Genomic DNA, 14,163 nt, shown 5'->3' with positions numbered 1-14,163 from the left:
ACGGCCTCCTGGGTATCTGTGAGGCCGCTTTTGCGTTTGCTGCAAACATCACTTTGCGTTTGCGGCAAACGCAATGTTGTCTTTGCAGCAAACGCAAGTCGGTGTTTGCAGCAAACGCAAAGTGACGTTTCGTAGGGGGATAAATGAACGGTAGGAAATCTATACACTATAAGGGGATGGAAAGGATGTAAACGGATTGGAAAGGAGTTAATTCTATACTGCGCCAAATCCACCCCCTGCCCCCGCCAGCAGGGGATACCTTGCGGAGACACTGTGTAGCGCAGCCTATCCCCCGCTGGCGGGGGCAGGGGGTGGATAGTTGAAATAACGTAAAACCCTACAGAAAGCAATAAATCCAAAGCGTATACCCGGCAAAACAAGACCATATAACAAATCACCCCCTAAAAGGAAACATTCCAGCCGAGCAACACCCAATTGTTACCCCTAACTAACAACATAAGTTCACCTCGGTCTTCCTACTTCTTCCTAATTTTGTAACAATGAAAATTAACTCTTAAATAAATAAAAGGATGAAACGCACAAGTGTATGGTTGCTGGCATTCCTACCCTTATTTTCATGCACCAATCAGGGCTATGAAAAAACACAAGACGGAATCGTAGTCAGTCTACAACAAGAACAGCCAACAGACGTAAAAAAGGTCAGGCTACAAGTCATCAACGACAAAATAGTCCATGTATCTGCCACTCCCGAGAATAACTTCTCCAAAGAACAGAGTCTCATCATTATACCAAAAACAGGCGAACAAACCCCGTTCACTGTTGAGGAAAAAGACAGTGTCTATATCTTAAAAACATCCGCCCTGCAAGTCAGCGTTCAAAGACGTACCGGAGAAGTAATCTTTGCCGATGCCAACGGCAACTCCATCCTGCGCGAAAATGAAGGCGGCGGCAAGACGTTCACCCCGATCACCGTAGAGGAAACCAAAGGCTACACCACCCGGCAAGTATTCGAGTCGCCCGACGACGAAGCCTTCTACGGATTGGGACAGCACCAGGCCGATGAATTCAATTACAAAGGAAAGAACGAAGCCCTCTTCCAATATAACACCAAAGTGTCCATACCGTTTATCGTTTCAACCAAGAACTACGGCATCCTTTGGGACAACTACTCCCTGAACCGTTTCGGCGACGACCGCGATTATGCACAACTGGGCGAGAACTTCAAGCTATTCGATGCCAACGGAAAAGAAGGCGGACTTACCGCAGTCTACACCCCGGCACCGGGAAGCGCGGAGCCTGTGACCCGTACCGAAAGCAGCATCTATTATGAAGATATCAAATCGGCAAAGAACCTGCCCGGGAAACTACCTCTTATGGGTGCCAACGTAACCTATACCGGTGAGATAGCAGCCAACGAAAGCGGTTTGTATCGCTTCCACCTGTACTATGCCGGATACGTAAAAATATACCTCGGAGGCGAGCTAATCGTTCCCGAACGCTGGCGTACAGCATGGAACCCGAACAGTTATAAATTCGCCGTCGATCTGGAAGCCGGCAAACGCATGCCCTTGCGCATTGAATGGCAACCGGACGGTGGAGAGTCTTACCTCGGCCTGCGTGCGTTAAACCCGGTAGCCGATGAAGAACAAAACAAACTCGCCATCTACAATGAAATGGGCAACGAAATCGACTACTACTTCATATATGGCGACAGTATGGACGATGTCATCAGCGGTTACCGCACACTTACCGGTAAATCTCAGATCATGCCGAAATGGGCCATGGGATTCTGGCAAAGCCGTGAGCGTTACAAAACCCAGGATGAAATACTTGACGCACTGGCAACATTCCGCCAACGCCAGATTCCTATCGACAACATTGTACTCGATTGGAGCTACTGGCCCGAAGATGCCTGGGGAAGTCATGAGTTCGATAAAGCCCGTTTCCCCGATCCGAAAGCCATGGTCGACTCCATCCATGCCATGAATGCCCAGATGATGATTTCCGTTTGGCCCAAGTTCTACGTTACCACCGAACACTACAAAGAGTTCGACGAGAGAGGCTGGATGTACCAGCAAGCCGTGAAAGACAGCATCCGCGACTGGATCGGACATGGTTACCTCAGCTCATTCTATGATGCTTACGCCGAAGGTGCACGCAAACTATTCTGGCAACAGATGAAAGACCACCTCTATCCCTTGGGCATCGATGCCTGGTGGATGGATGCCAGCGAACCCAACATCCGCGACTGTACCGACATGGAATACCGTAAAGCACTTTGCGGCCCGACCGCTCTCGGTCCTTCAACCAAATTCTTCAACGCCTATGCCTTGATGAATGCACAAGCCATATACGAAGGACTTCGCGAAGCCGACCCGGACCGCCGTATCTTCCAACTTACCCGATCAGGGTTTGCCGGACTGCAACGTTATGCTACTGCCACCTGGAGCGGCGACATCGCTACCCGTTGGGAAGATATGAAAGCGCAAATCTCTGCCGGATTGAACTTCGCCATGAGTGGCATCCCCTACTGGACCATGGACATCGGTGGTTTCTGTGTAGAAAGAAGATACGAAAAGGCACAACGTGAATTCAACCAAACCGGCAAAGAGAACGCCGACCTGAAGGAATGGCGCGAGCTGAACACCCGCTGGTATCAGTTCGGTGCATTTACTCCGCTCTTCCGTTCGCACGGGCAATATCCTTTCCGCGAGGTGTATAACATTGCTCCCGAAAATCACCCGGCATACCAGTCTATTGTATATTATACTAAGTTGCGCTACAATATGATGCCGTATATCTATTCGTTGGCAGGCCAGACATACTTCAATGATTATACCATCATGCGTCCACTGGTTATGGACTTTACGCCAGACACCGAGGTGCATAATATAGGCGATCAATATATGTTCGGCCCCTCTCTGATGGTTTGTCCAGTATACGAATACAATGCCCGTAGCCGCAATGTTTACTTCCCGGAAACCACCGGATGGTATGACTTCTATACCGGAAAATACATCCGTGGCGGACATCAGGAGGTGGTAAATGCCCCATACGACCGCATGCCGCTTTACTTCCGCGAAGGTACCATTATGCCTTACGGTCCTGATATGCAATACACGGACGAGAAACCAACGGATAACATTACCTTGTATGTATATGCCGGACAGAATGGTGCATTCACTTTATATGAAGATGAGGGCATAAACTATAATTACGAGAAAGGACAATACGCCACTATTCCATTGAATTATGACGAAGCCTCACGTACGCTGGTTATTGGCGATCGCCAGGGCGAATATCCCGGTATGCTGCAAAACCGTAAGTTTAATGTGGTGGTGGTAGATAAGAACAATCCGAAACCTTTCGATATGAATGCGAAAGGGATGGAGGTTGCTTATGATGGGAAGAAACAAGTGATTAAGTTATAGTTTGAAAGTATAAAAGACACTCCCTTTAAAAATGCTATAAATGCTCATACATAAAACATACAGTTTTCTAATAGGTATCAGTCTATTGTTTTCTCTTGCGGGGTGCTCAGATTCCGGGCATCCCCGCATAAAGGAGAACTTCAATAGCGATTGGGAATTCCATCTGGGTGAAAATCTAACTGATGTTGCTCGCCCTCCGCATGGAAACCTGGCCGGGGCGCCTCGCCCCCCCCACGACTGGTCCATCGAAGGCGAGTTCAGCAAAGCCAACCCCGCTGGCGCGGGTGGTGGCGCATTGCCTGGTGGCATCGGTTGGTATCGTAAAACCTTCACACTAAATAAGGAAGATGCAAAGAAGCGCATCTTCATTGATTTCGACGGGGTGTACATGAATTCGGAAGTCTTTATCAACGGACATTCGCTCGGTGTACGCCCTTTCGGATACATCGGTTTCCGTTACGACCTGACCCCATACATCAAAATGGATGGTACAAATACAATCGAAGTCAAGGTAGATAACTCCAAACAACCCAACTCACGTTGGTACACCGGAAGCGGTATATACCGTAATGTTTGGCTAACGAAAGTCAACCCCGTACACGTAGATCTCTGGGGAACGTATATCACCACCCCCACCGTGACCGATACACATGCTACTTTAGCCATTCAAACCACAGTGGCCAATGCCGGAGAAACAGAAGTCAATGCCGAACTTACTTCGATTCTTTTAGATGCCAAAGGGAATGAAAAAGAAAGCATCACCTCTTCATTCACCCTTCCGGCAAATTCAACCCAGGAATCAGCACAGGAGATCCAAATCCCCAACCCCATACGTTGGACACTGGAGAACCCATACCTATACACCGTTCGCACCGAAATCCGTGTAAATGATGAGTTGACAGACGTTTACGAAACCCCAACCGGTATCCGCACCTTCCGGTTTGATGCCGAAAAGGGTTTCTTCCTGAACGAAGAACACGTAAAGATCAAAGGAGTATGTATGCACCACGACCTGGGATGCCTGGGAGCAGCAGTTAATGTACGCGCAATGGAACGACAACTCGAAATCCTTCAGGAGATGGGTTGCAACGGTATCCGTTGCTCGCATAATCCACCCGCGCCCGAATTGCTCGACCTTTGCGACCGTATGGGATTCATCGTTATGGACGAATCATTCGACGTATGGCGCAAAAAGAAAACGGCCTACGACTACTCCCTTTACTTCAACGAATGGCACGAACGCGACCTTACCGATTTAATTCTGCGCGACCGTAACCACCCCTCCATCATGATGTGGACCATCGGGAACGAAGTACTGGAACAATGGACAGATGCCAATGCCGATACCCTCAGCCTACAGGAAGCCAACCTGATACTCAATGCCAACCGCGATGAGTCGGCACTCTTCTATGACGGTAACTCTCTAAGTCTGAATTCATTGCTCACTCAAAAGCTGGCACAAATCGTCCGCGATCTTGACCCCACCCGGCCTATTACTGCGGGCAATAACGAAGCCAATCCGAATAATCATTTATTCCGTTCCAATGCGCTCGATATCATCGGGTACAATTACCAGGATAAATGGTTCCTGGATGTTCCGAAGAATTTCTCGGGTAAGCCATTCATCATCACCGAATCAACCTCGGCATTGATGACCCGTGGTTATTACCGCATGCCAAGCGACTCCATGTTTATCTGGCCCGAACGTTGGGATAAACCATTCTACGATCCGAGTTTATCTTGTTCGTCATATGATAACTGCCATGTGCCTTGGGGAACCACCCATGAAGAAAGCTGGCGACTGGCCAAAGAGAATGATTTCATCAGCGGCATATATGTATGGACAGGCTTCGATTATTTGGGCGAACCCACCCCGTACGACTTCCCGGCACGGAGTTCACACTTCGGCATCGTCGATCTGGCAGGATTCCCTAAAGATGTGTATTATATGTATCAATCCGAATGGACAGACAAGCCTGTACTCCACCTGTTCCCACACTGGAACTGGACACCGGGACAGACCATTGATATGTGGGCTTACTACAACCAAGCCGACGAAGTGGAACTGTTTATCAACGGTGTTTCACAGGGAGTTAAACAGAAAACCAACGATGTATTCCATGTATTCTGGCGGGTAACTTATGAACCCGGCACCGTCAAAATCATTGCCCGCAAGGATGGCAAAGAGGTGATGCAGAAAGAGATACATACGGCAGGAGAACCGGCACAAATCAGGCTTACACCCGATCGTTCGACTATTCTGGCCGATGGAACAGACCTCAGCTTCGTTACTGTTGAGGTGTTGGATGCAGAGGGCAATCTTTGTCCGCTGGCCGATAACCTGGTTAACTTCTCGGTGAATGGCAGCGCATTCATAGCCGGAGTAGATAATGGCAGTCAGACTTCGATGGAAAGCTTTAAAGCACCATACCGCAAAGCCTTTTACGGCAAATGCCTGGTGGTGCTGCAAAACAATGGCAAAGAAGGAAAGATACAATTAACAGCTAGTTCCGATGGTTTGTCATCTTCAAGTGTTATCTTAGCTACTAATAATTAACCCATTATTCATGAAAACAAGAATTATTACCCTATTAGCACTCGTCACCTTTCTATCCGCTCCCATAAAAGCGCAAACCCCGATATACCTTGACGATAGCCAGCCTATCGAAGCAAGAGTAAAAGATGCGCTCAACCGCATGACCCTCGAAGAAAAAGTAGCATTGTGCCATGCCCAGAGCAAATTCAGTAGCGCAGGTGTTCCCCGCCTGGGCATCCCCGAGCTTTGGATGAGCGACGGTCCGCACGGTGTACGCCAGGAAATACAATGGAACTCCTGGGGCAGCGCCGGATGGGCAAACGACTCCTGTACCGCTTTCCCGGCATTAACCTGTCTGGCAGCAACCTGGGACCCTGAGATGTCTGCCATCTACGGAAAAGCGATTGGCGAAGAAGCCCGTTACCGCAAAAAAGATGTGATACTAGGCCCCGGCGTAAACATTTACCGCACACCGCTCAATGGCCGCAATTTCGAATACATGGGCGAAGACCCTTACCTGGCTTCCATTATGGTGGTTCCTTATATTCAGGAAGTACAGAAAAACGGCGTCGCAGCTTGCGTAAAACATTATGCACTGAACAATCAGGAACTATGGCGCGGACACATCAACGTGGAACTGAGCGACCGTGCACTGCATGAGATCTACCTTCCCGCCTTCAAAGCATCTGTTCTGAAAGGAGGCACATGGAGCATCATGGGAGCGTACAACAAATACAAAGATGTACATTGCTGCCACAACGACCTCCTGCTAAATAAAATCCTAAAAGAAGACTGGGCATTCGATGGTTGCGTTATCACCGACTGGGGTGGCGCACATAACACCCGCGAAGCCGCCCTCAACGGACTGGATATTGAAATGGGTTCCTACACCAATGGCCTGACCAGCGAATCGGAGTTTACATATAACGATTATTACCTGGCTCATCCTTACCTGAAAGGTTTAAAAGACGGCACATTCCCCATGAGCACGATTGACGATAAAGCCAGTCGCATCCTGCGTATGATCTTCCGCACAGTCATGGATCGTAACAGACCTTGGGGAGCATTCACTTCCGAAGCCCACTACGATGCCGCCCGTACTATTGCCGAAGAAGGTATCGTATTGCTTAAGAACGCACCGGTAACTAAAAAGGCGCCTGCACTTCTTCCTATCGACGCATCGCAATACAATAAAATCCTGGTGGTAGGCGAAAACGCGACCCGCAGCCTGACCAAAGGCGGCGGTTCTTCCGAGCTTAAAGTGAAGAAAGAAGTTTCTCCACTGGAAGCCTTGCAAGCCATGTACGGCGATAAGATTATCCACGCACAAGGGTATGAATCCGGACGCCCGATGTATTCCAATACCGATAAGATTCCGGCAGAAGTAGTTGAATCATTACGCAACGAAGCCATTGAAAAAGCCAAAGAAGCCGACCTGATCATTTATATTGGCGGACTAAACAAAAATCATCTGCAAGACTGTGAAGCTGCCGACCGCATCACCTACGGACTGCCTTTTGGACAAGACGAATTAATTAAAGATATCCTGAGCGTAAACCCTAACATGGTGATGGTACTTATGAGTGGCAACGCCGTTGAAATGCCTTGGGTGAAACAAGTCCCTGCCATTATACAAGGTTGGTATCCGGGCAGCGAAGCCGGAAATGCCATCGCCAATGTACTAAGCGGCAAAGTCAACCCCAGCGGCAAGTTACCCTTCTCTTTCCCTGTTAAACTGACGGATAATGGTGCACACGCTTTTGATGCATTAAGTTACCCGGGCGACAGCATCAAACAGGTGTATAAAGAAGATATCCTGGTTGGCTACCGTTGGCACGATACGAAAAAGATTCCTGCCCTTTATCCCTTCGGACACGGATTGAGTTATACTACCTTTGCGTATGGCAAAGCAACCCTTTCTGCCAAAACAATGGATAGTAATGGCAAAGTTGAAGTTGTTATCCCAGTTACAAATACCGGAACTCGTGAAGGTAAAGAGGTTATCCAATTGTATATTGGCGACGAGAAATGCAGTGTAATCCGCCCGGCAAAAGAATTGAAGCACTTTAGCAAAATATCTCTTAAACCTGGTGAAACAAAGGAGGTGAAGTTCACGATTAGTGTAGATGATTTGAAATTCTACGATGACAGCCGCGGGGAATGGACAGCCGAACCGGGTAAGTTTAATGTATATATCGGAGCATCATCAACGGATATACGCTCAATATTGAGTTTTGTATTGCAATAAAAGGTGTATTGTAATCTTGCATTTTTATTTGTTTCATAGTTGTAGGGCTATGGTGTATTTCCGAATAATTTTGATTGTTTTTGATTAGTTATGAGTGTAAATGATTAGCTGTAGGGGCGGTTCGCGAACCGCCCGAAAATGGTTTTCTGTATATTCTGTGCATTGGGCGGTTCGCGAACCGCCCCTACAGTAATCCATTCATTTCTGCACCGTTTTACATAAAACCAGCCACACAGTCAGCCTCTACATATATTTTCAAAAACGCGTAAAAAGTAGCACTCCTTTCGATAGAAGCCTTTATTCATCGGGGATTTAAGAATGGGACTTTATCTTTTTCCTACTAGCACTCGTCTAGCACTACTATCACGCTTGTGCCTAATGCAATTGGATACACTTCTCCTTGATGACTTTTCTGGTTTTGATTGCCTATTTCATACCGGTTTCCTCACCTACATGGGGAAGCCTGCCCGACCTAGGTGAGGAAGCGTTGAACACCTAGGTGGGGAAAGCAATGTGAAACCAGCAATTGAAATCTCTGCAAACAGAACTTCGAATTCAATAAAGCAGAACTTCAGATTCAACCAAGCAGAACTTCAAATTCAACTAAACTTCTACCCAATAGTTTGATGCTAGCAGTAACACTAGGGTGCTAGCAGTAACACTAGGGTGCTAGCAGTAACACTAGGGTAGCAGTGCTCAGCGAGTGCTAGTAGGAAAAACACAAAGTCCCATTCTTAAATCCCCGATGAATAAAGGCTTCTATCAAAATGAGTGCTACTTTTTACCCGTTTTTTCATTTCCTATAGTACAGAAGATAAATAAAGATCGAACAAATCAGGGTGTACTAAATACTGTAAGAGGTCACCTCACCTGGAAGCAACCTCTTAACTAAATAACAATCTTTTTACTTACTCTTTCCTATTTATTTCTTCTCTACGGTGAGTTTCACATTACCATTCCCTTGCGATAAATCAAGTGTAAAGACATAGGCAACGCCATCTTCGAGGGTTACTCCATCAAGAAGCCCCAGGTTACCTTCGCCTCTTCCATTGACATTATCGCCGGCGCCAACAAACACCAAGTCGCTGGTGGTGGACAAGACATCATTTTTAAACTCACCTCCCCAGCCTTTCTGGTGGAAGAACTTGAAGTTTATATAATCGGTGTAGACCGTTTGTCCGGCTACGAGGGTAAGCTGGTATTTGTTGTTTCCGACAGGAGCCATACAAAGCCCTTTACCCGTATCCCAACTCACATGGTTTTCCCAAACGGATGGCTTGCCAACACCATCACCAATCACCCAAACAGCACCCGATCCATCGGTTTGCAGCGTTGCCAACGCATCGCCATTCATGGCCTCAACAATAAAATATTTCATCGTTTTATTGGCAGTCACACGGTATTTACCTGCAAGGGGCAGGAAAGTTAGCTGATTGCCTTGCAGGGTGAAGAAGTCCGGGTCAATCCACCAGCTACTTAAGTCGCTGATACCTGCTACGGTGATTGTTTGTCCCTGAGTGAATGTTTTCTCCACTTTATACGTATCGGCACCCACCATCTCCATTACCGTTCCATCGAACGTTGCTTCAAAAGCCGGGGGAGCCTCCTCGCCTATCTTGGTTACGGTAAGAACTGCTTTTGTATTGCCTGCACTTACATCTACGGTGAAGGTATAGATGCCCATCATATCGAATGTTTTTCCGTCTACAAGTCCCAGGTTTCCTTCTCCCCGTCCGTTCACATCGTTGCCGGCACCTATGAATACCAGGTCGCTGGTGGTCGAGATGGCATCATTCTTAAATTCACCGCCCCAACCTTTTTGGTGGAAGAACTTGAAATCAATTTCATCGGCTCTCATTGATTGTCCGGCTACGACGGTTGTTTGGTATTTACCGTTTCCAAGCGGTGCCATACAAAGCGCTTTCTCCGTAACCCAACCCACTTGATTTGCCGAAACCGAAGGCTTGCCAATGCCGTTACCAATAATCCAGATTGCTCCGCTTCCATCGGTTTGCAAGGTAGCAGGTTCACCATCTTTCAACACCTCAGCATAGATGTATTCGTATTTGAAGTTGACAATGATACGGTACGATCCGGCTATAGGCAGGAATGACAGGGCGGTATTATCTTCTTCCTTCTTGAAGAAACTTGGGTCAATCCACCACGCTTCGAAGTTAGGAATACCGCTAAAGAGCAATTCTTGTCCGGCTGATAATGTCAGGTCCAGTTTATAGTTATCGTCGTCTATCATATCCATTTCTTTGCCGTTCAACATGAGTTTCACGAATGGAGATGCGGCATAAGAATAGGTATTGAAGTGGATAGAATAATTGCCGGCATTGGAGTTCGAGAACGTGATTTCGTCCGTCAATGGGCCTTGTGCAATCACACCGTTTTCGAGGCCGAATGTAAGCACATTACCGTTTTCGCCCACTTTAGGAGATTTGATGTATCCTTTTATCTTTTGTGGGAAATCATCGGCCACACTGTATTGGTATAACTCTTCGCGTTCCATCCGGTATTCGCCGTCGGCCGTAACAAAAGTCAGGTAAGGAAAATCCGGACGCGACAGGGGCACCAGATATTCTTTCTCGGTGGTGGTGAAATGAATGTTCTGCAATATCAGCTTCAACGTAGCCCTGCCACTAGGCACATTGGCGTAGTAGGGGACAAATATTTTCCCGCTGTAATCGTCGCTGGTTTTGGTACGGATCACGGTTTCGGATACCATATCCTCGTTATAGTACAACTGTGCTTTCAGCGTAGAGAGCGGTACATCCATATCCGATACATTGATAGTAAAAGGCAAACTGTCGCCATACAATGCTGCTGAAAATTCTGTTTTCGGGGTCATCGCCGGATTGCCGGGAACCACATCATCATCACTGCAAGAGTTGAATGCAAGTACTCCTGCCAGCGTGAATAGGATATATGTTAGTTTTTTCATCATACTGATTTATATTATTTTTTCCAACGATAAGACACTACCGATTTTGCCGGAACATCGAACGAGAAGTGATGCGCGCCATCGCTTACTGTAATCTTACTGCCTTCCGAATTATCGTTCAGCAATACGAATGCGTATGTACCATCTGTGTTCTCAAAAGCCGAGTACATCAATCCGTTGGCGGTATAACCGTTTGTTCCGATACGGGTAGCGCCGGGTTTCACAACAGACGATAGGTGCCCGATGATGTAGTAATGCGAGTTACGGGTAATCGTTTTATAGTTAGATTTATTGATATCTACAGCTCCATAACACGTCTGGCAACCGCCGTCCCGGTTCGGACCTTTATCGGAATCGAGCATCAGATTCCACACGATAACGCCTTTACACCAGTTGTTCACGGTTCCCAGAGCCACCTCGCGCATATCTTCCATCAGGCGGGTAGTGAGGTTTCTGCCGTTGTTCCATTCGCCGATAGAAGTCTCGGTAAATACTAGTTCTTTGTCAGGAGCCTGGTTATGCACATTGAGCAATTCGCTACGGTCGCCACCATAATTGTGGTATGCAGCGCCGGCAACATAGGCAGCGGCTTCTGCATCCTGATAGATATTTACCGGATAATTCTGCTGATCGGCCATATTATCGTAGTTGTAGTTGTGGTCGAAGGCGTAGATCTTCACATCCAGTCCGGTAGCCTTCATTTTAGGTCCCAACCCTTTCTTAATAAAGTCGGCTTCCTGTTTCCAACCCATAAATAAGGAAGCGGAGTTACCGCGGTTCAACGGTTCGTTCTGTGGAGTAACCGAGTAAATCTTGATTCCTTCGGCAGCCATAGCCTGTACCCACTTCACAAAGCAAGTACCGTAATCTTCATAATATTTAGGATTCAGATACCCGTCTGTCCATGAATTATAAGGTTGCAGATCGGTGAGGTTATTGACTTTCATCCAAAGAGGGCAAGTCCAGGGAGAACCCATAATCTTGATATCCGGATTAATAGCCAAGATTTCTTTCAATACAGGGATGATGTAGTCTTTCTCTTCGCTTTGCAAAGCAAAATTGTCCAGCCCTTGCGTATCACAACAGGTATATTCGCTCAGCGAGAAGTCCGAACAACCGATGGATATACGGATATAACTATATCCCATACCTTCTTCGTTGGAGAAAGTTTCTTTCAGGAATTTCGTGCGGTCTTCCTGCGTCATTTTAAGCAGGTTGTAGCACGTAGAGCCTGTTACCGCTGCTCCAAAGCCATCCATCGTTTGATAACGGGTGGTAGGGTCGAGTTCTATTGACCGGGGAGAAAGATTGTCTTTCTCACTGAAGTTCACTGCCTTTTGTGCAAAATCCAGTAAACGGCTACCCGTTGTTACATAGATTTTCACATCACCAACTGGTGCCGGAGGGGTAACCGGATTGTCGTTATTGTCACTATCGCAAGCTGTACAGGAGATTGTACAACAGAAAAGGAGCAAAAATATATTCTTTAGTTTCATTGTTTTATTGTTTAAAGATTAATAACCCGGATTCTGTACCAGATTGCTATTCATATCCAGTATGTTTTGAGGTATCGGCATTCGGTACGAATACTCAGTGAAAAGCGCTTTCTGCGGAAGGCGTCCGCTATCTTTAGCGTACACAGCATTCATCACTTCTTCTACTTTGCCCAACCGGCAGAGGTCGAACCAACGTTGTCCTTCAAAAGCCAGCTCCATTCTTCTTTCTTTCAATAGAGCATCTATCATACTGTCTTTAGAACTTGTTGCATTGGCAGGAAGCGCTCCTAACCCTACACGCCCACGCACTGTATTAATAATAGCTGCCGCTCCCGGCAAGTCGCCCGTCATAATCAACGCTTCGGCTTTCAGTAACAGGATATCGGCATAACGCAGCTTGATGATACTATTTACCGATGAGCGGAGTTTATACATAAACGGATAATCATCTGCCGGATAATAATTGCTCCAGGTACAGGCGTAATATACGATAGATTGATTCTTACGTATGTTGTCGCCTTCACTGTCATACAACCGGATCAGGTCGCGTGAAGGAGTAACCCACTTTGCCCAGGAAAAACTCTCATCCCAGTTATCCAGTTTACGGCCGAACATCCAGGTAGCCCAGTTGCCGCTACCGGTGAAATATTGCACTTCGAGTATTCCCTCCACCGTATTACGTGCCAGACAGTCTTTTGTATCTGCATTATAACCGAATAACAGTTCGTAATCTGCTGCCAGAGCAAAACCGTCTTTCTGTAAGGCATCTGCATATTCAATCACCTTTTTATAGTCCTGCAATGGTTTTTCGGCATAGACTTTAGCCAACAATGCGCGGGCCACCGACTTTGATAGTTTGGTCTTATCGCCCGGGTTATTATCCGGTGCATCCGCAATCGCTTCCGTCAAGTCCTGAATGATCTGAGTGTAAGCTTCCTCTACTGTATTTTGTTCCGGGAAGTAAGCCGGAAATACTTCTTCGATATTCTCAGCGGTAATATCACCCGCCAATGTTGTTACTACCGGAAAATCGCCCCACATACGTGCCATATCAAAGAATACCATAGCCCGAAGAATCTTGGCTTCTGCTTTCCACTGTTTCCGCTCGGTCGAGGTCAATGCAGAATCCGTTACGTCATCTATACCGACAATCAGTTTATTCGCAGCAGCTACTATTTTCATCAGGTTGTTCCAGTCGCGTTCCAATGTGGAAGCACTTGCATTCAGGCTATTATCTTCAAACGGAATCACCTCGGCACCGGTGGTTCCGGCATAGGCATTATCCGAATGAGATTCGGCCAGCAAAAGCACATCGTTATACCAATATTCCTGCGCACCTTTCAGTGTGGTGTAAAGAGAGTTATATTGAGACAACACTTCGGCACGGTCTTTAAAGACAGCTCCACCGTCTTCTTCCGTAGTTCCTCCTACGGTTAGTTCCGAATACTCGCCCGTGGGTTCATAATCAAGCGAACAAGCTCCTGCCATGAACAGCAGGGATAGACACCATATTATTTTTTTCATGTATTTCTGTTTCATAAGGC

The 14,163-nt window shown here is 47.0% G+C and carries 6 protein-coding genes; 3 read left to right on the top strand and 3 right to left on the bottom strand.

The window, feature by feature from the left end:
* Nucleotides 1–530 precede the first annotated feature (530 nt).
* The 3 genes from D0T87_RS17350 to D0T87_RS17340 are packed head-to-tail and all read left to right on the top strand — an operon-like array spanning nucleotide 531 to nucleotide 8,176.
* Entirely contained in the window at nucleotides 531–3,392 is a 2,862-nt protein-coding gene (locus D0T87_RS17350; RefSeq protein ID WP_163176390.1) for a TIM-barrel domain-containing protein, read from the top strand.
* A 40-nt stretch (nucleotides 3,393–3,432) separates the two neighbouring features.
* Nucleotides 3,433–5,949 carry a glycoside hydrolase family 2 TIM barrel-domain containing protein gene (locus tag D0T87_RS17345; protein ID WP_163176389.1) on the top strand — a complete coding sequence of 839 codons (2,517 nt, stop codon included), beginning with the start codon at nucleotides 3,433–3,435 and terminating at the stop codon, nucleotides 5,947–5,949.
* A gap of 10 nt (nucleotides 5,950–5,959) precedes the next feature.
* Nucleotides 5,960–8,176 carry a glycoside hydrolase family 3 C-terminal domain-containing protein gene (locus tag D0T87_RS17340; protein WP_163176388.1) on the top strand — a complete coding sequence of 739 codons (2,217 nt, stop codon included), beginning with the start codon at nucleotides 5,960–5,962 and terminating at the stop codon, nucleotides 8,174–8,176.
* A gap of 922 nt (nucleotides 8,177–9,098) precedes the next feature.
* Here D0T87_RS17340 and D0T87_RS17335 read toward each other — a convergent pair.
* From D0T87_RS17335 to D0T87_RS17325, 3 genes are read right to left on the bottom strand one after another with little or no spacing between them, the layout of a single operon-like run.
* Nucleotides 9,099–11,123 carry a DUF5125 domain-containing protein gene (locus D0T87_RS17335; RefSeq protein WP_163176424.1) on the bottom strand — a complete coding sequence of 675 codons (2,025 nt, stop codon included), beginning with the start codon at nucleotides 11,121–11,123 and terminating at the stop codon, nucleotides 9,099–9,101.
* 14 nt (nucleotides 11,124–11,137) lie between these two features.
* Nucleotides 11,138–12,619 (bottom strand): glycoside hydrolase family 30 beta sandwich domain-containing protein, encoded by a 1,482-nt coding sequence (locus D0T87_RS17330; protein ID WP_163176387.1) that lies wholly within the window; start codon nucleotides 12,617–12,619, stop codon nucleotides 11,138–11,140.
* 18 nt (nucleotides 12,620–12,637) lie between these two features.
* A complete protein-coding gene (locus D0T87_RS17325; protein ID WP_163176386.1) occupies nucleotides 12,638–14,158 on the bottom strand; it encodes a RagB/SusD family nutrient uptake outer membrane protein in 1,521 nt (506 codons plus the stop codon).
* Nucleotides 14,159–14,163: the final 5 nt, after the last annotated feature.

The organism is Bacteroides sp. 51, assembly GCF_010500965.1.
In the GTDB taxonomy this organism is placed as follows: domain Bacteria; phylum Bacteroidota; class Bacteroidia; order Bacteroidales; family Bacteroidaceae; genus Bacteroides.
This window is presented reverse-complemented; position numbering and strand designations above follow the sequence as displayed.

Coding starts and splice junctions, on each gene's coding strand:
- D0T87_RS17350 (WP_163176390.1), top strand. CDS start 531: ATGAAACGCACAAGTGTATGGTTGCTGGCATTCCTACCCTTATTTTCA.
- D0T87_RS17345 (WP_163176389.1), top strand. CDS start 3,433: ATGCTCATACATAAAACATACAGTTTTCTAATAGGTATCAGTCTATTG.
- D0T87_RS17340 (WP_163176388.1), top strand. CDS start 5,960: ATGAAAACAAGAATTATTACCCTATTAGCACTCGTCACCTTTCTATCC.
- D0T87_RS17335 (WP_163176424.1), bottom strand. CDS start 11,123: ATGAAAAAACTAACATATATCCTATTCACGCTGGCAGGAGTACTTGCA.
- D0T87_RS17330 (WP_163176387.1), bottom strand. CDS start 12,619: ATGAAACTAAAGAATATATTTTTGCTCCTTTTCTGTTGTACAATCTCC.
- D0T87_RS17325 (WP_163176386.1), bottom strand. CDS start 14,158: ATGAAACAGAAATACATGAAAAAAATAATATGGTGTCTATCCCTGCTG.